Raw genomic sequence first — 19,988 nt, 5'->3', positions numbered from 1 at the left:
CGGCGGCCTGCGCAGCGAGGCACAGGCCGCAGAAGAAACGTCGTCATGCCGGCGCAGGCCGGCACCCACGAACCACGCGGTGCTGCCTGGCCCGCGTGGTTTTTCGTTTCAGTACAACTCCAACGGCGGCTCGCCCATCGCCTCCAGTTGCTCGCGCAACTGCGTCGTCTGCTCCGACCAGTACGCGGATGTGCCGAAGAAGGGGAAGGCGGCGGGGAAGGCCGGGTCGCTCCAGCGCTCGGCCAGCCAGGCGCTGTGGTGAATCATGCGCAGCGTGCGCAGCGGCTCGATCAGCGCCAGCTCGCGCGTGTCGAAGGGCATGAACAGGCGGTAGCCCTGCAGGATCTGGCCGAGCTGCGCCGCCATGGCCGTGGGCTGGCCCGAGAGCAGCATCCACAGGTCCTGCACCGCCGGGCCGGTGCAGGCGTCGTCGAGGTCCACCACGTGCGGTCCCTCGTCGCGCCAGAGGATGTTGCCGGGGTGGCAGTCGCCGTGCAGGCGCAGCCGGCGCACGGTGCCGACGCGCTCGAACACCTCGCGCACCGCGTTCAGCGCGGCGTCGCAGCTGCTGCGCCAGGCCGGGAGCTGGTCGGGCGGAATGAAGTCGCCTTCGAGCAGCCGGTCGCGCGCGGCCTCGCCGAAGGTGGCGACATCCAGCGTGCGGCGGTGCCTGAAGGGCGCCTCGGCCCCCACAGCGTGCAGCCGGCCCAGGAAGCGGCCCAGCCACTGCAGCACCATCGGGTCTTCCAGGTCGGGGGCGCGGCCGGCGCGGCGCGGGCTGATGCTGAAGCGGAAGGGCTCGCCGTCGAGCCGGATCTCGCCGAGCGTGGGCGGCTCGCCGCTCAAGGCGAGAAGGCCGTCGCGGGATTGCAGCGCCAGCGGCGCGACCACCGGCACGTCGGCCGCGGCCAGGGCCAGGGCAAAGGCGTGCTCTTCGAGGATCTGCGCGTCGCTCCAGCGCTCCGGGCGGTAGAACTTGGCGACCACGACCACGCCGTCTTCCAGGAAGACCTGGAACACGCGGTTCTCGTAGGAATTGAGCTGCAGCAGCCGGCCGTCGGGGTCGAAGCCCGCGGCGGCTGCGGCATCGAGCACGGATTCGGGGCGCAGGGCGGCGTAATGAGGCATCCGCGCATGCTAGCCCGGCGTCCCGCGCGCTCCGGGCGGCAGGGCCAAGCCGGGCGGGAAGGTGGCTCAGCCGGCCGCGTGGGCGCCGGCGGCGCGGGGCAGCATCATCTGCCACCACTGGCGCAGGCGCAGCGCCTGCAGCTTGAGCTGGTAGTCGAACTCGCCGGCCTGCTGCGCCATCAGGGTGTCCATGCGCGAGGCGGCGTCCTCGGGCGGCAGGCGCAGCAGCGCCTGGGCCTCGCCACCGTCGCGCTCGATGGTGGCGCCGGCCTTGCGGGCGATGCGCAGCATGGCGGTGTTCTCGCTCAGGGCGTGGATGATCATGGTCTGGGCGCCCCAGTTACGCGCGTGCAGCACGGCACGCTCGAACAGCCGGCTGCCCCAGCCGCGGCCCCGCGCGCGCGGCAGCACCGAGACGCCGAACTCGGCCATCGGCGCCGCGCCGGCCGAGCCGTCGATGCGCGCCAGGTGCGCCACGGCCACCAGCGCCAGCGTCTCGTCGAAGATGCCCACCACCTCGTCGCGGCCGAAGTCGATGCTGCCCACGTAGCGCTGCACCTGTGCGTCGGAGGCGGCATAGCCGAAGCGCAGGTAGCGGTCGCTCTCGGACAGGGTCAGCAGGTGGGCCAGGATCAGCGGCCGATGCCGCACGGCCAGCGAGCGGATCGGCACCCAGGCTGCGCGCGGCGCTGGCGAGGCGGAACGACGGTTCGGGGTGGCGGTGCTGGCAGACATGGAGACTCTCGGATTCCCTGATAGGGTTTTCCCGCATGTTACCGCAACCTAGGGTTAGTCCTACCCGGCGTTCGAGCGTCCGTAATGTGAAGGATTGCCTGAGACTACTCCCACGGTTTCAGTCTTCGGTCTACAATCATCGGCTTTCCTGTCAACGGCGGGGAAGTTGCGCCTGTTCCGGCGCTCCGCAAGGAGTACCCGGAGCATGGGCCGAGAGGCCGCCTTGCATAAGCGGCACCGAGGACGTGCGCAGCACATGCAGCCGTAGCCGGGTTGCCCGATGTCCGGGTGATCCTCAACTGAAAGACCCCCTCATGAAGACCTTCAGCGCCAAGCCGGCCGAAGTCGTGCACGAGTGGTTTGTGATTGACGCCACCGACAAGGTGCTCGGACGTGTTGCCAGCGAAGTGGCACTCCGTTTGCGCGGCAAGCACAAGGCCATCTACACGCCGCACGTGGACACCGGTGACTTCATCGTCGTCGTCAACGTCGACAAGCTGCGCGTGACCGGCAACAAGGCCAACGACAAGGTGTACTACCGCCACTCGGGCTTTCCGGGCGGCATCTACGCCACCAAGTTCAAGGACATGCAAGCCAAGCATCCGGGCCGTGCCCTGGAAAAGGCCGTCAAGGGCATGCTGCCCAAGGGCCCGCTGGGTTATGCGATGGCCAAGAAGCTGAAGGTGTACGCCGGTGCCACGCACCCGCACACCGCCCAGCAACCCAAGGTCCTCGAGATCTAAGGAGCGGTGATGATCGGAGAATGGAACTACGGCACCGGCCGCCGCAAATCGTCGGTGGCGCGCGTGTTCATCAAGCGCGGCACGGGCCAGATCCTGGTCAACGGCAAGCCCGTCGAGCAGTACTTCGGCCGTCAGACCTCGATCATGATCGTCAAGCAGCCCCTGATGCTGACGAACAATGGCGAGGCGTTTGACATCAAGGTCAACGTCGAAGGCGGTGGCGAATCGGGCCAGGCCGGCGCTGTGCGCCACGGCATCACCCGCGCCCTGATCGACTACGACGCGGCCCTCAAGCCCGAACTGAGCCGCGCCGGCTTCGTCACGCGTGACGCGCGTGAAGTCGAGCGTAAGAAGGTCGGTCTGCACGGTGCCCGTCGCCGCAAGCAGTTCAGCAAGCGCTGATCGATCTTGCGCCGCCGCGATGCCTTCGGGCGCCGCGGCGCCAGGGTGGCGTGCCCTGCGATCCACGCCCGCCAAGGCCGCCCCTCACCGGGCGGCCTTTGTTCTTGTGTGCCGGAATTGGCCTTTTCCGCGAGGGCTCAATGGCCGCCGCCCTGGGGGTACCCGAGCGGATTCATGGACAATTCCGGTGCTTCGCGTTTTCTAGATTCCTCCAGGAGAGCCCCGCATGAGCGCAGTTGCCGAACAAAGCACCGACCTCACCACCGACGGCATGCCCGCGCCGATCATCTTCACCGACAGCGCCGCGGCCAAGGTGGCCGAGCTCGTGGCCGAGGAGGGCAATCCCGAGCTGAAGCTGCGCGTGTTCGTGCAGGGCGGCGGCTGCTCGGGTTTCCAGTACGGCTTCACCTTCGACGAGCTGGTCAACGAGGACGACACGCAGATGCAGAAGAACGGCGTCACGCTGCTCATCGACGCCATGAGCCTGCAGTACCTGATGGGCGCCGAGATCGACTACAAGGAAGACCTGCAGGGCGCGCAGTTCGTCATCAAGAACCCCAACGCCAGCACCACCTGCGGCTGCGGCTCCAGCTTCTCGGTCTGAGCTTTCCGTACCCGCCAATGAAGAAGCCACCCTCGGGTGGCTTTTTTCATGCTCGGGCCGGCCTCGTCCCCTGCGTGACGTGAAGCCGGTGTGAACCGAGGAAAGCTCAGGCCGGATGCAGCGCGCCCAGCACGCGCGGCCCGCGCGCGCCCGTGACCTCGACCCGGTTGCCGGGCCGACGCTCGATGAAGGCCTGCGCCAGCCAGGCGAAGGCGGTCGCTTCCACCTGGTTCACGTCCAGGCCGCGCGCGTCGGTGGTCAGCACCGTCACGCCGGGCAGTTCCTGGCGCAGGCGCTGCAGCAGGTCCAGGTTGAAGGCGCCGCCGCCGGCCACCAGCAGTTCGCGCGTGTCCGGCGCCTCGCGCCGCAGCGCGTCGGCCACGGTGCGGGCAACGAAGGCCGCCAGCGTGGCCTGCACGTCCCGCGGCGCCGACGCTGCCGGCAGCGCCGCCAGCCGCGCACTCAGCCAAGCCAGGTTGAAATCGTCGCGGCCGGTGCTCTTGGGTGGGCGGCGGGCGAAGAAGGGGTCGCTCAGCAGCTCGCCCAGCAGCGCGCCGTCCACGCGGCCGCCGGTCGCCCAGCGCCCCTCGGTGTCGAAGGGCTGGCCCAGGTGACGTTCGCACCAGCCGTCCAGCAGCGCGTTGGCCGGGCCGCAGTCGAAGCCGGTCACGCCGCCCGTGGCGCGCAACAGCGTCAAGTTGGACTGGCCGCCCAGGTTCAGCACGGCGACATCCCGCCCCGGCTGTGCGAACAGCGCCTGGTGGAAGGCGCACACCAGCGGCGCACCCTGGCCGCCGGCGGCCACGTCCCGGGTGCGGAAATCGCACACCACGTCGATGCCGGTGAGCTCGGCCAGCAAGGCACCGTTGTGCAGCTGCAGGGTGTAGCCCCGGCCGTCGTGCAGGCCGGGCTGGTGGCGCAGCGTCTGGCCATGGGCGCCGATGGCGCGCACCGCCGCGGCCGGCAAATCCGCCTGCGCCAGCAGCGCCTGCACCACCTCGGCCTCCAGCACCGACAGCGCGTTGGCGGCCAGCGCAGCCCGGTGCAGTTCGTCGGCACCGCTGTGGTTCAAGGCCAAGAGCTCGGCGCGCAGCGACGGCGGCAACGGCCGGTGCACATGGGCCAGGACGCGCAGCGCGGCGCCCGAGGGTTGCGGCGTGAAGTCCGCCAGCACGCCATCCAGGCCGTCCAGCGAGGTGCCGGACATCAGGCCGATGTAGATCGGCGCCGTGGCGGGCGGCAAGGTGCTCACTCGTTGCTGATCGAGCCCACGCTGCGCGCGGCGGCCAGCTGCGTGCGGGCGCTGGTGGCGAGCTGCTGCAGCTCGGTGCGCGACACCGGCGGCAGTGTGGCCTGCGTGGCCTTGGCGATCTGCAGCGGGTCCTGGTGCACGCCGTTGATGCGGAATTCGAAGTGCAAGTGCGGCCCGGTGGCCCAGCCCGTGGCGCCCACGGCGCCGATGCGCTCACCCTGTTCCACGCGCTCGCCCTTGCGCACGTCGACGCGGCTCAGGTGCGCGTAGAGCGTGCTGCGCTCGCCGTCATGGCGGATCTCGACCACGTTGCCGTAGCCGTTCTGCCAGCCGGCGAAATCCACCACGCCGTCGCCCACGGTGCGCACCGCCGTGCCCACGGGCGCGCCGTAGTCCACGCCCTTGTGCGCGCGCAGGGTCTGCAGGATAGGGTGCATGCGCATGGCGAAGCCCGAGGTCACGCGCGAGAACTCCATGGGGCTGGCCAGGAAGCCGCGCTGCTTGGGTTGGCCGTCGAGGCCGGCGTAGGCGCCCCGGCCCAGCGAGTCGCGCACCCACATGCCCTGGTGCACGCGGCCGCCGTTGATGAACTCGGCAGCCAGCAGATGGCCCGCGCCCTCGTTCCAGACGATGGGCTCGCCATCGGCGGTGAGCGTCTCGTAGACGACGCTGAAGGTATCGCCCTTGTGCAACTCGCGGTGGAAGTCCACCTCGTCGGCGAACATCTCTGACAGTTGCGTGGCGACGCTGTCGGGCAGCCCGGCATCGTCGGTGGCGGCAAACAGCGAGTTGCTGATCGTGCCGCTGCCCAGGCGCACCTGCGACTCCAGCCGCGCCAGCTGCCGCTCCACCTTCCAGCCGCCGCGTCCGTCGGGTTGCATCACCACGCGCGTGAAGTGCGTGTCGAGCTGCTCCTTGTTCGGGGCCGGATAGCGGGCCACCAGCTCGATCAGCCGGCCGCTCTCGTCGGCGCGGGCGCTGAACATGCGCGGCAGGCGCCGGTCCAGCAGCTCGCGCACGCTGCGCTCGCGGCGCAGGAAGGCCACGGCCGAAGCGTCGCTCACGCCCAGGCGCGACAGCAGGTTGTCGGCGGTGTCGTTGGCGCGGCCCACGGTGCTGCGGTTGAGCTCCAGACGGTGCGCGGCCAGCGCTTCGAGCTGCTCGTGCACCGGCAGCGGCTGTACCGCTTCACTGATGACCTGCTGCGCGATCTCCGTGCCGGGCGCCGTGGGCGAGGCCACGCCGAATGCCGTGGCGGCAAAGCCCGCCAGCGAGCACAACACGCCCGCCGCCAAGGCGCGGGGATGTCGTTGAGCAAATTTGTGCGCGTTCTCGGCCGCGCGGTCGAGCCATGCCGTCATCGTGAACTTCAATGCCGGGCCGGGCCCGCAACGGTTGCAGCACGGAAGTGAGACTGGCTGCAAGGGTCTGAAAAAACTCCCAGCGCCAATCGATAGAATTGCGATATCGGCTGAAAGTGGTACGTCTTAGGTTGCAATCTTGCGGCAACCGCGCGAAGTATAACCACCGCGTGACGCGCCCTTACATTCAAAAATCCTGCAAACCTTAATGCTATGTCAGAAATCGTGACGACCACCACGCCCGCCGCGCCTGTCAATTACCCGGTGACGGACGAGGTGCGCGCCGCGCTGGCCGTGACGCTGCGGGGTTGTGAAGAGTTGTTGCCCGAGCAGGAATGGGTCGCCAAGCTGGCACGTTCGCAGGCCACCGGCGTGCCGCTGCGCATCAAGCTCGGCCTGGACCCGACGGCTCCGGACATCCACCTTGGTCACACCGTGGTGCTCAACAAGCTGCGTCAGCTGCAGGACCTGGGCCACCAGGTGATCTTCTTGATCGGCGACTTCACCTCGACCATCGGCGACCCCTCCGGCCGCAACACCACCCGCCCGCCGCTCACGCGCGAGCAGATCGAGACCAACGCCCAGACCTACTACAAGCAGGCCAGCCTGGTGCTGGACCCGGCCCGCACCGAGATTCGCTACAACTCGGAGTGGTGCGACGCGCTGGGCGCGCGCGGGATGATTCAGCTCGCTGCCCGCTACACGGTGGCGCGGATGATGGAGCGCAACGACTTCGCCGAGCGCTTCAAGGCCGGCACGCCCATCAGCGTGCACGAGTTCCTGTATCCGCTGATGCAGGGCTACGACTCCGTGGCGCTCAAGTCCGACCTGGAGCTCGGCGGCACCGACCAGAAGTTCAACCTGCTCGTGGGCCGCGCGCTGCAGGCCGAGTACGGCCAGGAGCCGCAGTGCATCCTGACCATGCCGCTGCTCGAAGGCCTGGACGGCGTCGAGAAGATGTCCAAGAGCAAGGGCAACTACATCGGCATCAGCGAGCCGGCCAACGCCATGTTCGCCAAGCTGCTGTCCATCAGCGACACGCTGATGTGGAAGTACTTCAACCTGCTGAGCTTCCGCTCCGAGGCCGAGATCGCCGCGCTCAAGGCCGAGGTCGAGGCCGGGCGCAACCCGAAGGACGCCAAGGTGATGCTGGCCAAGGAGATCACCGCGCGCTTCCACTCCGCTGCCGCGGCCGATGCCGCCGAGCAGGACTTCATCAACCGTTCGCGCGGCGGCATCCCCGATGACATTCCCGAAGTGAACCTCTCCGGCGCGCCGCTGGGCATCGGCGCCCTGCTGAAGCAGGCCAACCTGGTGCCCTCCACCAGCGAGGCCATGCGCATGATCGAGCAGGGCGGCGTGCGCGTGGACGGCAGCGTCGTCACCGACAAGGGCCTCAAGCTGGAGGCGGGTACCTACGTGTTGCAGGTGGGCAAGCGCAAGTTCGCGCGCGTCACGTTGGGCTGAAGACTGCACCGTTGCCTTGGCCCAAGCCCGCAGCATCCCGTGGGCGCGGCCGGCGCATCGGGACAATGCCGCCATGCAGGTCAGCACCTACCTGAAGATCTCCGTCGGCGTGGCGGTGGTCACCATCGCGCTCAAGACGCTGGCGTGGTGGCTCACCGGCTCGGTGGGCCTGCTCTCCGACGCGATGGAGTCGCTGGTGAACGTGGCCGGCGCCAGCTTCGCGCTGGCCATGGTGACGCTGGCGGCGCGGCCGCCCGACGAGGAGCATCCTTACGGCCACCACAAGGCCGAGTACTTCTCCAGCGGCTTCGAGGGCGTGCTGATCCTGGTGGCGGCGCTGGCCATCGTCTACGCGGCCGTGAAGCGGCTGCTGCATCCGGAGCCGCTGGAGGCGCTGGGGCCGGGGCTGGCGCTGTCGGTGCTGAGCTCGGTGCTCAACGGCGTGCTGGCCTGGGCCATGCTGCGCAAGGCGCGCGAGCACCACTCGATGGCGCTGGAGGCCGACGCGCGCCACCTCTTCACCGACGTGTGGACCTCCGCCGGCGTGGTCGGCGGCCTCATTGCCGTGCACTTCACCGGCTGGCTGTGGCTGGACCCGGTGCTGGCCATCGCCGTGGCGCTCAACATCGTGCGCGAGGCGCTGTCGCTGCTCAAGCGCTCGGCCGACGGGCTGATGGACCACGCGCTCGACCCGCAGGACCAGGCGCGGATCGAGCAGACGCTGCGGCGCTTCGACAGCCCGCAGGTGCGTTTCGACCATGTCACCACGCGCCGCGCCGGCCAGCGCCGCTTCGTGGACCTGCACCTGCACCTGCCCGCCGATTGGCCGCTGGGCCGGGCCGCCGCCATGCGCGGCGAGGTGGAGCGCGCGCTCATGGCGGCCGTGCCGGGGCTGCGCGCCACCATCCAGCTGCTGTCTTTTGATGTGGAGGCGCATGTGGACGAGCGCCACGGGGAAACGACGTCGTGATTGCATTGATCCAGCGTGTGCGCCGCGCGCGCGTGCAGGTGTCCGGTGACACCGTGGGCGAGATCGGCCAGGGCCTGCTGGTGCTGGTCTGCGCCCAGCCCGCCGACGGCGAGGTCCAGGCCGTGAAGCTGGTGGACAAGCTGCTCAAGCTGCGCGTGTTCAGCGACGAGGCCGGCAAGATGAACCGCAGCGTGCAGGACGTGCAGGGCGGGCTGCTGATCGTTTCGCAGTTCACGCTGGCGGCCGACACCAGCGGCGGCAACCGCCCCAGCTTTACCGGCGCCGCGCCGGCCGCGCTGGGGCGCGAGCTCTACGAGCGCGTGCTGCAGCTCGCGCGCGAACGCCACCCGGTGGTCCAGGCCGGCGTCTTCGGCGCCGACATGCAGGTGGAGTTAGTCAACGACGGGCCGGTGACCATCCCGATGACGGTGGCCTGAAAAGACCCACCGGAGAGCAAAAGGTAATTGCCAGAATTTCTGAATAATCTCCCCATATATTGCGGTGATTGTTCGGATATTCTGGACAATAGCGTTTTCCTTATTTCCAGCGCGCTGCGCAAAGCCGTTTCCAAATTCGCCGGAAAGCCGGCTATGCCGGAATGGCGCAGCAAAAAGCCGCCCTCGGGCGACTTTTCAATGGGTGGGTGTGGGGAGTTCAGTCCGCGTACTGCCCCGCGGCCTTGATGACCGGGGTCCACTTGGCGATCTCGCCTTCCACGAACTTCTTGTGCTCGGCGGGGTTGACGCGGGCGTCGGCGGTCACGACGGCGCCGAGCTCCTCCTCGCGCTTGATGAAGCCCGGGTCCTTGAGCGCGGTCTTGAGCGCGGCGTTGACCTGGTCCACCACGGCCTTGGGCGTGCCCTTGGGCGCGTACAGGCCGTGCCAGATCGTCACGTTGAAGCCCTTGAGGCCCGAGGCGTCCAGCGTGGGCAGCTTGGACAGCGCCGGGGTGGCCAGCGGCTTGAGCGTGGTGACGGCGTAGGCCTTGACCTTGCCGCTGGCGATCTGCGCCGAGGTGTTGGTGGTCTGGTCGCACATCAGGTCCACCTGGCCGCCCATGAGGTCGGTCATGGCCGGGCCGGTGCCCTTGTAGGGCACGGTGGTCATTTCCATCTTCAGGCTCTGCTGGAACAGCAGCCCGCACAGGTGCGAGGCCGCGCCCAGGCCGGCGTGGGCCAGGTTGACCTTGCCCTGGTTGGCCTGCAGCCACTTCTGCAGCTCGGCCCAGTTGTTGGCGGGCAGGCCGGGCTTGCCGACGATGGTCATCGGCACCTCGTTGACCAGGCCCAGGTACTCGAAGTCCTCCACCGGCTTGAAGGTGAGGTTGCGGTACAGCGCCGGGGAGGTCGCCATGCCGATGTGGTGCAGCAGCAGCGTATGGCCGTCCGGCGCGGCCTTGGCCACCTTGGCCGCGCCCAGCGTGCCGCCGGCGCCGGCCACGTTCTCGATCACGATCGTGGACTTGAGCGGCCCGCGCAGCGCCTCGGCCAGATCGCGCGCCACCTTGTCGGTGGGTCCGCCGGCGGAGAAGGGCACGATGATCGTGACAGGCTTCGACGGGTACTGCTGCGCCAGGGCGGCCGAAGCGGCAGCGAGCGCCACGGTGGCGAACAGGAACTTCTTCATTGTGACTACCTCAGGAGTGGGGTGGCGCACCGTCGCGGCGGGCAGCGGGTGCGGTCCGGCTCTGCGTATCGGCCGCTGGGGCGTCCACTTGAGAGCCGCGCATCGTAACGGCCGCCACTGCCAACCCGTTGCCAGGGAAACCCACTATCCGGCGTCAGTCGTAGCGGCGGCCGTCCTCGATGACCTTGCCGTCGTTGGGAAGGCTGCCCGGCGCACAAAGTTCCACCTCCGCGCGCAGTTTCGTGACTTCGCGCACGCTCGCCGCCAGCTGCTGCGCCAGGCCTTCACCCTGTTCCTGGGCCTCGGCGCGCAGCAGCAGCCGCTCGGCCGCCGGCTCGCCGCTGACCACCAGGCGCAACCGCCCCAGCCCTGGGTGGCGCTGCGCCAGCTGCGCCAGCTGCCCCGGGTGCACGAACATGCCGCGCACCTTGGTGGCCTGGTCGGCGCGGCCCAGCCAGCCGCGCAGCCGCACGTTGCTGCGCCCGCTGGGGCAGCGCCCGGGCAGCACCGCCGAGAGGTCGCCGGTGCCGAAGCGGATGAGCGGGTAGTCCGGGTTGAGCGTGGTCACCACCACCTCGCCGATCTCGCCCTCGGCCACCGGCTCGCCCGTGCCGGGTTGCACGATCTCCACGATCACGCCCTCGTCCACCACCAGGCCCTGGCGCGCCGGGGTCTCGTAGGCGATGAGGCCCAGGTCGGCCGTGGCGTAGCACTGGTAGGCCTGCACGCCGCGCCCGGCGAAGAAGGCCTGCAGCGAGGGCGGGCAGGCCTCGCCGCTGACCAGGGCCTTGCCGAAGCCCGGCAGCGGCAGGTCCTGCTCGGCCGCGCGCTCCAGCAGGATCTTCAGGAAGCTGGGCGTGCCCACGTAGCCCTGCGGCCGCAGCTCGGCGATGGCCTGCAGCTGCAGCTCGGTATTGCCCACGCCGCCGGCAAACACCGCGCAGCCCAGCGCATGGGCGCCGCATTCCATAATCGAGCCGGCCGGCGTGAGGTGGTAGCTGAAGCTGTTGTGCAGCAGGTCGCCGCTGCGGAAGCCCGCGGCGTACAGCGCGCGCGCCGTGCGCCACCAGTCGGGCGCCGTGCCCTCGGGCTCGTACAGCGGCCCGGGCGACTGGAACACGCGCCGCGCGCCGCGCGGGCGCGGCAGCCCGGTCCAGCCGATGGCGGAGAAGCCGCCGAAGGGGTCGCCATGCCGGCGCTCGCGCTGGCGCTGCAGCAGCTCGGACTTGCGCAGCACCGGCAGCCGCGCCAGCGCCTCGCGGCTGCTCACCTCGCGCGGGTCCACGCCCGCCAGCAGCTCGGCCGCGGCGCTGCTGTGGGCCTGGGCCTGCGCCACCACGCCGGGCAGCGCCGCCATCAGCGCCGCCTCGCGTGCGGCCGGATCGCGCGTCTCCAGCGCGTCGTAGAAATCACTCATCACGGTCTCCCCAGCGTGCGAGCTCGCGCTTCAATTCGGCGACGAAGTCGCGCAGCGCCGCGCTGTCTTTGATCACGCGTTCCTGCCATTGCGGCGTGCGGGCCGGCTGCCGCACGCGTGCCGCCTTCAGTTCCGCGCCGTCCAGCGCCACGCGGGCGATGGGCTGGCCGCGGCGCTCAAAGCGCCCTTCGCGCTCGGTGAGGCCCAGCGCGCGCAACTCGCGTTGCAGGCGCTGCAGCGCCTCGTCCGGCTTGAAGGGCGGCGGGGCAAAGAAATCGTCGCTCATGAAAGCTCCTGTCCGGGCCGACCCGCGGGCCCGGGCGTGGTCAGGCCAGCCAGCGCTTGCGGCGCTTGTAGCTCTTGACGTCCTTGAAACTCTTGCGGTCGCCGCCGCCCATGCCGAGGTAGAACTCCTTGACGTCCTCGTTCTCGCGCAGCGCGGCGGCGGGTCCGTCCATCACGACCCGGCCGTTCTCCAGGATGTAGCCATGGTCGGCATAGGTCAGGGCCATGTGCGTGTTCTGCTCGGCCAGCAGGAAGCTCACGCCCTCGCGCCGGTTGAGGTCGCGCACGATGGAGAACACCTCCTCCACGATCTGCGGCGCCAGGCCCATCGAGGGCTCGTCAAGCAGCACCATGCGCGGCTCGGACATCAGCGCGCGCCCGATGGCGCACATCTGCTGCTCGCCGCCGGAGGTGTAGGCCGCCTGCGAGTGGCGCCGCGTCTTCAGCCTCGGGAAGTAGTCGTAGACCTTCTCCAGCGTGCGCGCGATGGCGGCCTTGCCGTCGGTGCGCGTGTAGGCGCCGGTGAGCAGGTTCTCCTCGATGCTCAGGTGCGCGAAGCAGTGCCGGCCCTCCATCACCTGCACCACGCCGCGCTGCACCAGCGCCGCGGGCGAGAGCGCCTCGATGCGCTGCTCGCGCAGCGTGATGGCGCCCTTGGTGACCTCGCCGCGCTCGCCGCGCAGCAAATTGGAGACGGCGCGCAGCGTGGTGGTCTTGCCCGCGCCGTTGGCGCCCAGCAGCGCCACGATCGCTCCCTCGTCCACGCGCAGCGAGACGCCCTTGAGCACCAGGATCACCTGGTTGTAGATGACCTCGATGCCGTTGACGTCCAGCAGCGGCTTCTTGTCCGCGCCGCCGGCGGCGGCGGGCTGTGCGGTTGCGACAGCAGCGGTATGCATGGGCGCGCTTCCTTTCTGCGTGTGGCTTCAGCTGCAGCTGCGGACCTTGAGGCCCTTGTCCTTGGCGTACTTGGCCGCGCCTTCCTTGACCAGCGGGTCGATCAGCGACTTGTCGGCCTGGTACCAGTCGCTGGTGACCTTCCACTTGGCTCCGTCCCACTGCGCCACGCGGGCCCAGTCGGTGCCCATGTGGTTCTGGCAGCTGGTCTGCACTGGGCGCATGACCTCGGCGAAGCCCAGCGTCTTGAGCCGCTCGGCCGTGAGGTTGAGGTTTTCGAAGCCCCAGCGCACCTGCTCGGGCGTCATGACCTTGCCCTTGCCGAACTTCTCCTGCGCGGTGCGGATGGCCTCCACCTGCAGCATGGCGATCATCATCCCGCGCGTGTGCGCCATGGTGCCGACCTGGCCGCCGGGCGCGCCCTGGCCCTTGTCGTAGACGAACTTCTTGAGGTCGTCGTGCACGCGGTCGCGCGCGGCGCTGTTGTGGATGGTCAGCGTGTTGTAGCCCTTGGCGGCGTCGCCCAGGTCCTTGACGTCATGGTCGGAGCCGGCCCACCAGATCGAGTAGATCTTGTCGCGCGGATAGCCGCTGGCCTGCGCCTCGCGGATGCCCGCCGGCGTCATCACGCCCGCGGACCAGAACAGCACGTAGTCCGGGCGCTGCTGGCGGATCTGCAGCCAGGTGGACTTCTGCTCCACGCCCGGCGGCGTCACGGGGAAGGTCGCCAGGGTGAAGCCGTCGCGCTCGGCGCGCTTTTGCAGCAGCGGGATGGGCTCCTTGCCGTAGGGCGAGTCGTGGTAGACCAGGGCGATCTTCTTGCCCTTGAGCCCGCCGCTCTTCTTGGCGATGTCCTGCAGCATCACGTCGGCGGCCGTCCAGTAGGTGCCCAGCAGCGGGAAGTTCCACTCGAACACCGTGCCGTCGGCCGAGGAGGACAGGCCGTAGCCCAGCGTCTCGATGGAGACCTTGTCGTTGAAGGCCTTGTCGGTGACGGCGAAGGTGATGCCGGTGGACTGCGGGTCGAAGCCCGAGGCGCCGCTGCCCTTGCCCTTGAGCCGCTCGTAGCACTCCACGCCCTTGGCCGCGTCGTAGGCCGTCTCGCACTCCTCGAACACCAGCTTCACGCCGTTGACGCCGCCGTCGCGCGCGTTGACGAGCTTGAGGTAGTCCTGCTTGCCGTCGGCCCAGGGAATGCCCAGCGGCGCGAACTGGCCGGTGCGGTAGACCAGCAGCGGGATGAACTGCTCGCCCTGGTCGGCCGGGGCGGCGGCCGCGGACAGCGGGGCGGACAGCACGGCGGCGGCCAGGGCGGCGGCCAGCGTCAGGGACTTGAGCTTCATGCGGTGTCTCCTTGTCTTGATGTGTGGGGGCAGGGAAGCGGTTGCGGGGGCAATCGGGTCGCGTCAGTGCGGGAAGGGCCACATGCGCAGCTTCTCGCGCGCGGTGAGCCACAGCCGCGCCAGGCCGTGCGGCTCGACGATGAGGAAGAACACGATCAGCGCGCCGAAGATCATGTGCTCCAGGTGCGAGGCGGTGCCGGTGGACAGGGGCAGGCCCAGCCAGTGCGGCACGTAGTTCAGCAGCAGCGGCAGCATCACGATGAAGGCCGCGCCCAGGAAGGCGCCGGAGATCGAGCCCAGGCCGCCGATGATGACCATGAACAGCAGCTGCAGCGAGCGCTCCAGGCCGAAGGCCGCCGGCTCCCAACTGCCCAGGTGCACGAAGCCCCACAGCGCGCCGGCCACGCCGACGATGAAGGAGCTCACCGCGAAGGCGCTGAGCTTGGCGTACACCGGGCGGATGCCGATCACGGCGGCGGCCACGTCCATGTCGCGCATGGCCATCCACTGCCGCCCGATGGCGCCGCGCACCAGGTTCTTGGCCATCAGCGCGAACACCACCACCACCACCAGGCACAGCAGGTAGCGCTGCGCCGGCGTGTTCAGCCCGATGCCGAACAGCGACAGGTCGCCCACGCTCACCGAGCCCGAGGGCGAGTCGTTGGTGACCCACTTGACGCGGTTGGTGAACCAGTCGGTGAAGAACTGCGCCGCCAGCGTCGCCACTGCCAGGTAGAGGCCGCGGATGCGCAGGCTGGGGATGCCGAACGCCACGCCGAACACCGTGGCCGCCAGCCCGCCGCCGATGAGCGACAGCAGCAGCGGCATGCCCGGGATGCGCACGTGCAGGTTGTAGGCCGCGTAGGCGCCGATGGCCATGAACGCGCCCGTGCCCAGCGAGATCTGCCCGCAGTAGCCCACCAGGATGTTCAGGCCCAGCGCCGCCAGCGACAGGATCAGGAACGGGATGAGGACCGCGCGCAGCAGGTAGTCGCTGGCCACGAAGGGCAGCAGCACGGCGCAGCCCAGCAGCGCCAGCACCGCCACGCGGTCCTGCAGCACCGGAAAGATCTGCAGGTCGGCCGCGTAGCTCTGCTTGAACTGGCCGTTCTCACGGTACAGCATGTTCTTGTCTCCCTCGCGCTCAGACGCGGTCGATGATGCGATCGCCGAACAGGCCCTGCGGACGCACCAGCAGGAAGCCCAGCGCCAGCACGTAGGCGAACCAGTTCTCGATGCCGCCGCCCAGCAGCGGGCCGATGTAGATCTCCGAGAGCTTCTCGCCCGCGCCGATGATCAGCCCGCCGATGATGGCGCCCGGCACCGAGGTGAGTCCGCCCAGGATCACCACCGGGAAGGCCTTGAAGGCCACCAGCGAGATCGAGTACTGCACGCCCAGCTTGGAGCCCCAGATGATCGCGGCCACCAGCGCCACGGCGCCGGCGATGGACCAGACGATGACCCAGATGCGCGACAGCGGGATGCCGATGGACTGCGCCGCCTGGTGGTCGTCGGCCACCGCGCGCAGCGCGCGCCCGGTGCCCGTCTTCTGGAAGAAGAGGGACAGCACCGCCACCAGCAGCGCCGCCACTCCGGCGGCGGCCAGGTCCTCCTGGTTGATCAGCAGGCCACCCGGGAACACGCCGTCCAGCACGAACAGCGGGTCCTTGGGCATGCCCACGTCGATCTTGTAAGTCGCGCTGCCGAACAGCAGCTGGCCCGTGCCGTCCATCAGGTAGGCGATGCCCAGCGTGGCCATCAGCAGCGTGATGCCCTCCTGGTTGACGAGCTTGCCCAGCACGAAGCGCTCGACCATCCAGGCCACGATCACCATCAGCGCCGCCGCGCACAGCCCGGCCAGCACGTTGGCAACGAGCTGGCTCTCGATGTTGAGCCACTGCGGCAGCCATTCAGAGAAGCGCGCCATGGCCAGCGCCGCGAACAGCACCATCGCGCCCTGCGCGAAGTTGAAGACGCCGCTGGCCTTGAAGATGAGCACGAAGCCCAGCGCCACCAGCGAATACAGCATGCCCACCATCAGGCCGCCGATCAGCGTTTCGAGGAAGAAGCCCATGAGTGTTGCCTCGTGCGGTCAGTGCGCCGCGCCCAGGTAGGCGCTGATGACGTCGGGGTTGGTGCGCACCTCGTCGGGTGCGCCGTCACCGATCTTCTTGCCGTAGTCGAGCACCACCACGCGGTCGGAGATGTCCATCACCACGCCCATGTCGTGCTCGATCAGCACGATGGTGGTGCCGAACTCGTCGTTGACGTCGAGGATGAAGCGGCACATGTCCTGCTTCTCCTCCACGTTCATGCCGGCCATGGGCTCGTCGAGCAGCAGCAGCGAGGGCTCCATGGCCAGCGCGCGGCCCAGGTCCACGCGCTTTTGCAGCCCGTAGGGCAGGCGCCCCACCGGCGTCTTGCGCCAGGGCTGGATCTCCAGGAAGTCGATGATGCGCTCCACCACCTCGCGCTGCTCGATCTCCTCGCGCAGCGCCGGCCCCAGCCGCAGCGCCTGCTGGAAGATGTTGCTCTTCATGCGCAGGTTGCGCCCGGCCATGATGTTGTCCAGCACGCTCATGCCCTTGAACAGGGCCAGGTTCTGGAAGGTGCGCGCCACGCCGGCCTCGGCCACCTGGCGCGGGTTCATGTGCCTGAAGCTCCTGCCGCGCAGCGTGATGGCGCCTTCCTGCGGCTGGTACACGCCGTTGATGCAGTTGAGCATCGAGCTCTTGCCCGCACCGTTGGGGCCGATGATCGAGCGGATCTCGTGCTCGCGCACGTCGAAGCTGATGTCGGTGAGCGCCTTCACGCCGCCGAAGCGCAGGCTGATGTTCTTCACCTCCAGGATCACGTCGCCGATGCGCTTGCCCGGCGCCGTGGCCGCATCCAGCGGTGCCGGCTGGGCGGCCTGGGGAATGGCAAGCAGCTCGGAGCTGACGATGGCGTTCATCAAGCGGCCCTCCGCACGACGGGGTAGGTCTTGGCGTCGGCGATGCGCAGCGTGGCGCTGACCACGCCGCTGCGCCCGTCCTCGAACTTGACCGGGGTTTCGATGTACTGGCTCTCGCGCCCCTCGTAGAGCGCATCCACCAGCGGCGCGTAGCGCTCGGCGATGAAGCCGCGGCGCACCTTGCGCGTGCGGGTGAGCTCGCCGTCGTCGGCATCGAGCTCCTTGTGCAGCACCAGGAAGCGGTGCACCTGGCAGCCCGCGAGCTGCTCGTCGCGCGCGAGGTCGGCATTGACCTGCTCCACGCAGCTGCCAATGAGCTCCAGCACCTGCGGCTTGGCGGCGAGGTCGGTGTAGCCGGTGTAGGGCACGTTGCGCCGCTCGGCCCAGTGGCCCACGGCGTCCATGTCGATGTTGACGAAGGCGCACACCTGCTGGCGCCCGTCGCCGAAGGCCACCGCCTCCTTCACGAACGGGAAGAACTTGAGCTTGTTCTCCACGTACTTGGGCGCGAACAGGGCGCCGTCGAAGTCGCCGCCCTTGAGGCGCCCCACGTCCTTGGCGCGGTCGATGATCTTGAGGTGGCCGCCGGCGTCCAGGAAGCCGGCGTCGCCGGTGCGGAACCAGCCGTCCTGCAGCGCCTCGGCCGTGGCCTGCGGGTTGCGGAAGTAACCTTGCAGCAGTCCCGGCGACTTCACCAGCACCTCGCCGTCCGAGGCGATCTTGAGCTGCACGCCCTCGATGGGCACGCCCACCGTGTCGGACTTGGCCTCGTGGTCGGGCTGCAGGCACACGAACACCGCCGTCTCGGTGGAGCCGTAGAGCTGCTTGAGGTTGATGCCGATGGCGCGGTAGAAGCTGAACAGGTCCGGCCCGATGGCCTCGCCCGCGGTGTAGGCCACGCGCACCCGCGACATGCCCAGCTGGTTGCGCAGCGGCCCGTACACGCACAGGTCGCCCAGCTTCCACGCCAGCCGGTCCAGCAGCGACAGCGGCTTGCCGTCCATGCGCGCCGGGCCGACGCGGCGCGCCAGCGCCATGCAGCGCTCGAACATCCAGCGCTTGAGCTTGCCCGCGTCCTCCATGCGCACCATGACGCTGGTGAGCAGGCCCTCGAACACCCGCGGCGGCGCGAAGTAGTAGGTGGGGCCGATCTCCTTGAGGTCGATGGACACCGTGGCGGCCGACTCCGGGCAGTTGACCACGTACCCGCAGGCCAGCCACTGGGCGTAGCTGAAGATGTTCTGGCCGATCCACGCCGGGGGCAGGTAGGCCAGCACCTCCTCGCCGTCCGTGAGCTTGTCGAAGCGGGCGCCGGCCTGCGCGCGGTCCAGCAGCGAGGCATGGGTGTGCACCACGCCCTTGGGCGTGCCGGTGGTGCCCGAGGTGTAGAACATCGCCGCCACGTCGCTGCCCTGGAGCTGCGCCACCGCGCTTTCGAAGAAGCTCGGGTGCAGCTGCGCGTGCGCGCGGCCCTGCTCGATGAGCGCGTCCAGCGAGGCCAGGCCCGGCTCGCGGTAATTGCGCAGCCCGCGCGGGTCGTCGTACCAGAGCCGCTGCAGCAGCGGGCACTGTGGCCGGATCTCCAGGAACTTGTCGATCTGCTCCTGGTCCTCGGCCACGACGAAGCGCACCTCGGCATTGCGCAGCGGGAACACGCACTCGGCGGCCACCGCGTCCTGGTACAGCGGCACGGGCACCGCGCCCAGCGACTGCACCGCCAGCATCGTGGCGTACAGGCGCGGCCGGTTCTCGCCCACCACGGCCACATGCTCGCCGCGCTGCAGGCCGGCGGCGGCCAGGCCATGGGCGAGGGCGCGCACCAATTGCGCGAGATCGGCCCAGTTCAAGGTCTGCCAGATCCCCAGGTCTTTTTCACGCAGCGCGGCGGCCTGCGGACGCTGGGCGGCATGTTCGAGCAGCAGGTGTGGAAAGGTCGTCAACGGCGTCTCCTGACGGCAGCTTGGCAACCCCTCTGGTTGCGAAGTGCACGAATTCTGGGCGCTGCTTTGACGCCAGGTTGTCGCGACGGCGACAATCTCCGGGTCTATCCCCAAAGGGGTTTCCCTCATGGTCCTCCGCGATCTGACGCCTTCCGCGCCGTTGCTGTCGCGCTCGCGCGCACCGAGCCCGCAGGAGCTGCAACGCATTCCCTGGCTGGAGCGGCTGGAGCCGGCGGCGCGCGAGCGGGCGCTGGCATCGCTGCGCGTGGTGGAGGTCGAGCCCGGCGAGCTGCTGTGCCGCGTGGGGCGGCCCCCGGTCTACTGGTTCGGTGTCATCGACGGGCTGCTCAAGGTGGGCAACGACAGCGCGCAGGGCTCGACCGTGACCTACATGGGCGTGCCCCCCGGCGGCTGGTTCGGCGAGGGCACGGCGCTCAAGCGCGAGGGCTACCGCTTCAACGTGCAGGCGCTGCGGCGCAGCGTCATCGCCGGGCTGCCGCTGGACTGCTTCGACCAGCTGCTGGAGAGCAGCATCGCCTTCAACCGCTTCCTGATGCAGCAGCTCAACGAGCGGCTGGGCCAGTTCATCGCCGCGCGCGACATCGACCGCCTGTCGCAGCCCGACGCGCGCGTGGCGCGCAGCCTGGCCGCGCTGTTCCACCCGGTGCTCTATCCCGGCGTGGGCGAGCTGCTGCGCATCACGCAGCAGGAGCTGGCCTACCTGGTGGGCCTGTCGCGCCAGCGCGTCAATCGCGCGCTGCGCAGCATGCAGGCCGCGGGCGTGATCCGCATCGAGTACGGCGGCGTGCGCGTGCTGGCGCTGGAGAAGCTGCGCAGCTACGGGCCGGTGGCCTGAGTTCGGCCG

Annotated in this window: 20 protein-coding genes; 7 read left to right on the top strand and 13 right to left on the bottom strand. The window is 69.4% G+C overall.

The features are described from left to right. Nucleotides 1–108 precede the first annotated feature (108 nt). Both HHL10_RS00705 and HHL10_RS00700 read right to left on the bottom strand, forming a co-directional pair. Nucleotides 109–1,128, bottom strand: coding sequence for a serine/threonine protein kinase (locus HHL10_RS00705; RefSeq protein ID WP_169158422.1), 1,020 nt, complete (start codon nt 1,126–1,128; stop codon nt 109–111). 66 nt (nt 1,129–1,194) lie between these two features. Then, nucleotides 1,195–1,863 (bottom strand): GNAT family N-acetyltransferase, encoded by a 669-nt coding sequence (locus HHL10_RS00700; RefSeq protein ID WP_169158421.1) that lies wholly within the window; start codon nt 1,861–1,863, stop codon nt 1,195–1,197. A gap of 314 nt (nt 1,864–2,177) precedes the next feature. Here HHL10_RS00700 and rplM point away from each other — a divergent pair, with 314 nt between their 5' ends. The 3 genes from rplM (at nt 2,178) to erpA (ending at nt 3,612) form a co-directional block, all read left to right on the top strand. Then, the gene (gene rplM, locus HHL10_RS00695) at nt 2,178–2,606 is read left to right on the top strand and encodes a 50S ribosomal protein L13 (RefSeq protein ID WP_169158420.1); all 429 of its coding nucleotides are present in this window, start codon (nt 2,178–2,180) and stop codon (nt 2,604–2,606) included. A gap of 9 nt (nt 2,607–2,615) precedes the next feature. Continuing rightward, a complete protein-coding gene (rpsI, locus tag HHL10_RS00690) occupies nt 2,616–3,008 on the top strand; it encodes a 30S ribosomal protein S9 (protein WP_169158419.1) in 393 nt (130 codons plus the stop codon). A 226-nt stretch (nt 3,009–3,234) separates the two neighbouring features. Continuing rightward, a complete protein-coding gene (erpA, locus tag HHL10_RS00685; protein WP_169158418.1) occupies nt 3,235–3,612 on the top strand; it encodes an iron-sulfur cluster insertion protein ErpA in 378 nt (125 codons plus the stop codon). A gap of 106 nt (nt 3,613–3,718) precedes the next feature. Here the strand turns inward: erpA and HHL10_RS00680 are convergent, their stop codons facing one another. Next, nucleotides 3,719–4,864 (bottom strand): anhydro-N-acetylmuramic acid kinase, encoded by a 1,146-nt coding sequence (locus HHL10_RS00680; protein WP_310734499.1) that lies wholly within the window; start codon nt 4,862–4,864, stop codon nt 3,719–3,721. Then, the gene (locus HHL10_RS00675) at nt 4,861–6,225 is read right to left on the bottom strand and encodes a M23 family metallopeptidase (RefSeq protein ID WP_169158417.1); all 1,365 of its coding nucleotides are present in this window, start codon (nt 6,223–6,225) and stop codon (nt 4,861–4,863) included. The genes HHL10_RS00680 and HHL10_RS00675 overlap by 4 nt, the downstream gene beginning before the upstream one ends. 225 nt (nt 6,226–6,450) lie before the next feature. Here HHL10_RS00675 and tyrS point away from each other — a divergent pair, with 225 nt between their 5' ends. From tyrS to dtd, 3 genes are all read left to right on the top strand, one after another. Next, nucleotides 6,451–7,692, top strand: coding sequence for a tyrosine--tRNA ligase (gene tyrS / locus HHL10_RS00670; RefSeq protein WP_375138925.1), 1,242 nt, complete (start codon nt 6,451–6,453; stop codon nt 7,690–7,692). A 73-nt stretch (nt 7,693–7,765) separates the two neighbouring features. After that, complete coding sequence (locus tag HHL10_RS00665; protein WP_169158415.1) at nt 7,766–8,662, top strand: cation diffusion facilitator family transporter; 897 nt, start codon at nt 7,766–7,768, stop codon at nt 8,660–8,662. Next, the gene (gene dtd / locus HHL10_RS00660; protein ID WP_169158414.1) at nt 8,659–9,099 is read left to right on the top strand and encodes a D-aminoacyl-tRNA deacylase; all 441 of its coding nucleotides are present in this window, start codon (nt 8,659–8,661) and stop codon (nt 9,097–9,099) included. The genes HHL10_RS00665 and dtd overlap by 4 nt, the downstream gene beginning before the upstream one ends. 217 nt (nt 9,100–9,316) lie before the next feature. On the opposite strand, the gene HHL10_RS00655 is transcribed toward dtd, so the two are convergent. The 9 genes from HHL10_RS00655 to HHL10_RS00615 form a co-directional block, all read right to left on the bottom strand. Continuing rightward, nucleotides 9,317–10,288: a tripartite tricarboxylate transporter substrate-binding protein gene (locus HHL10_RS00655; protein WP_169158413.1), complete on the bottom strand. Its 972-nt coding sequence runs from the start codon at nt 10,286–10,288 to the stop codon at nt 9,317–9,319. A gap of 154 nt (nt 10,289–10,442) precedes the next feature. Next, complete coding sequence (locus HHL10_RS00650; protein WP_169158412.1) at nt 10,443–11,705, bottom strand: phenylacetate--CoA ligase family protein; 1,263 nt, start codon at nt 11,703–11,705, stop codon at nt 10,443–10,445. Further along, the gene (locus HHL10_RS00645) at nt 11,698–11,991 is read right to left on the bottom strand and encodes a hypothetical protein (RefSeq protein ID WP_169158411.1); all 294 of its coding nucleotides are present in this window, start codon (nt 11,989–11,991) and stop codon (nt 11,698–11,700) included. Before HHL10_RS00645 ends, HHL10_RS00650 begins: the two co-directional genes overlap by 8 nt. 40 nt (nt 11,992–12,031) lie before the next feature. Beyond that, the gene (locus HHL10_RS00640; RefSeq protein ID WP_169158410.1) at nt 12,032–12,889 is read right to left on the bottom strand and encodes an ABC transporter ATP-binding protein; all 858 of its coding nucleotides are present in this window, start codon (nt 12,887–12,889) and stop codon (nt 12,032–12,034) included. Nucleotides 12,890–12,916: 27 nt separating this feature from the next. Beyond that, nucleotides 12,917–14,230, bottom strand: a complete 1,314-nt coding sequence (locus HHL10_RS00635; protein WP_169158409.1) for an ABC transporter substrate-binding protein — start codon at nt 14,228–14,230, stop codon at nt 12,917–12,919. Nucleotides 14,231–14,293: 63 nt separating this feature from the next. Next, on the bottom strand, nt 14,294–15,355 hold the full coding sequence (locus HHL10_RS00630) for a branched-chain amino acid ABC transporter permease (RefSeq protein WP_169158408.1): 1,062 nt from the start codon (nt 15,353–15,355) through the stop codon (nt 14,294–14,296). A gap of 19 nt (nt 15,356–15,374) precedes the next feature. Continuing rightward, nucleotides 15,375–16,304, bottom strand: coding sequence for a branched-chain amino acid ABC transporter permease (locus HHL10_RS00625; RefSeq protein WP_169158407.1), 930 nt, complete (start codon nt 16,302–16,304; stop codon nt 15,375–15,377). An 18-nt stretch (nt 16,305–16,322) separates the two neighbouring features. After that, nucleotides 16,323–17,183, bottom strand: coding sequence for an ABC transporter ATP-binding protein (locus HHL10_RS00620; protein ID WP_169158406.1), 861 nt, complete (start codon nt 17,181–17,183; stop codon nt 16,323–16,325). Further along, nucleotides 17,183–19,252, bottom strand: a complete 2,070-nt coding sequence (locus HHL10_RS00615) for an AMP-dependent synthetase/ligase (protein ID WP_169158405.1) — start codon at nt 19,250–19,252, stop codon at nt 17,183–17,185. The genes HHL10_RS00620 and HHL10_RS00615 overlap by 1 nt, the downstream gene beginning before the upstream one ends. Between HHL10_RS00615 and HHL10_RS00610 the strand changes: the two genes are divergently transcribed. Continuing rightward, complete coding sequence (locus HHL10_RS00610) at nt 19,251–19,979, top strand: Crp/Fnr family transcriptional regulator (RefSeq protein ID WP_169158404.1); 729 nt, start codon at nt 19,251–19,253, stop codon at nt 19,977–19,979. The genes HHL10_RS00615 and HHL10_RS00610 overlap by 2 nt on opposite strands. Nucleotides 19,980–19,988: the final 9 nt, after the last annotated feature.

Source organism: Azohydromonas caseinilytica, assembly GCF_012927045.1.
Taxonomy (GTDB): domain Bacteria; phylum Pseudomonadota; class Gammaproteobacteria; order Burkholderiales; family Burkholderiaceae_C; genus Azohydromonas; species Azohydromonas caseinilytica.
The sequence above is the reverse complement of the archived record's forward strand: the minus strand, read 5'-3'. Positions and strand labels throughout refer to the sequence as shown.

What these genes read in the sequence shown, in the direction of transcription:
- HHL10_RS00705 (WP_169158422.1), bottom strand. Translation starts at nt 1,128, where the DNA reads ATGCCTCATTACGCCGCCCTGCGCCCCGAATCCGTGCTCGATGCCGCA.
- HHL10_RS00700 (WP_169158421.1), bottom strand. Translation starts at nt 1,863, where the DNA reads ATGTCTGCCAGCACCGCCACCCCGAACCGTCGTTCCGCCTCGCCAGCG.
- rplM (WP_169158420.1), top strand. Translation starts at nt 2,178, where the DNA reads ATGAAGACCTTCAGCGCCAAGCCGGCCGAAGTCGTGCACGAGTGGTTT.
- rpsI (WP_169158419.1), top strand. Translation starts at nt 2,616, where the DNA reads ATGATCGGAGAATGGAACTACGGCACCGGCCGCCGCAAATCGTCGGTG.
- erpA (WP_169158418.1), top strand. Translation starts at nt 3,235, where the DNA reads ATGAGCGCAGTTGCCGAACAAAGCACCGACCTCACCACCGACGGCATG.
- HHL10_RS00675 (WP_169158417.1), bottom strand. Translation starts at nt 6,225, where the DNA reads ATGACGGCATGGCTCGACCGCGCGGCCGAGAACGCGCACAAATTTGCT.
- HHL10_RS00665 (WP_169158415.1), top strand. Translation starts at nt 7,766, where the DNA reads ATGCAGGTCAGCACCTACCTGAAGATCTCCGTCGGCGTGGCGGTGGTC.
- HHL10_RS00655 (WP_169158413.1), bottom strand. Translation starts at nt 10,288, where the DNA reads ATGAAGAAGTTCCTGTTCGCCACCGTGGCGCTCGCTGCCGCTTCGGCC.
- HHL10_RS00650 (WP_169158412.1), bottom strand. Translation starts at nt 11,705, where the DNA reads ATGAGTGATTTCTACGACGCGCTGGAGACGCGCGATCCGGCCGCACGC.
- HHL10_RS00645 (WP_169158411.1), bottom strand. Translation starts at nt 11,991, where the DNA reads ATGAGCGACGATTTCTTTGCCCCGCCGCCCTTCAAGCCGGACGAGGCG.
- HHL10_RS00640 (WP_169158410.1), bottom strand. Translation starts at nt 12,889, where the DNA reads ATGCATACCGCTGCTGTCGCAACCGCACAGCCCGCCGCCGCCGGCGGC.
- HHL10_RS00635 (WP_169158409.1), bottom strand. Translation starts at nt 14,230, where the DNA reads ATGAAGCTCAAGTCCCTGACGCTGGCCGCCGCCCTGGCCGCCGCCGTG.
- HHL10_RS00630 (WP_169158408.1), bottom strand. Translation starts at nt 15,355, where the DNA reads ATGCTGTACCGTGAGAACGGCCAGTTCAAGCAGAGCTACGCGGCCGAC.
- HHL10_RS00625 (WP_169158407.1), bottom strand. Translation starts at nt 16,304, where the DNA reads ATGGGCTTCTTCCTCGAAACGCTGATCGGCGGCCTGATGGTGGGCATG.
- HHL10_RS00620 (WP_169158406.1), bottom strand. Translation starts at nt 17,183, where the DNA reads ATGAACGCCATCGTCAGCTCCGAGCTGCTTGCCATTCCCCAGGCCGCC.
- HHL10_RS00610 (WP_169158404.1), top strand. Translation starts at nt 19,251, where the DNA reads ATGGTCCTCCGCGATCTGACGCCTTCCGCGCCGTTGCTGTCGCGCTCG.
- HHL10_RS00615 (WP_169158405.1), bottom strand. Translation starts at nt 19,252, where the DNA reads ATGAGGGAAACCCCTTTGGGGATAGACCCGGAGATTGTCGCCGTCGCG.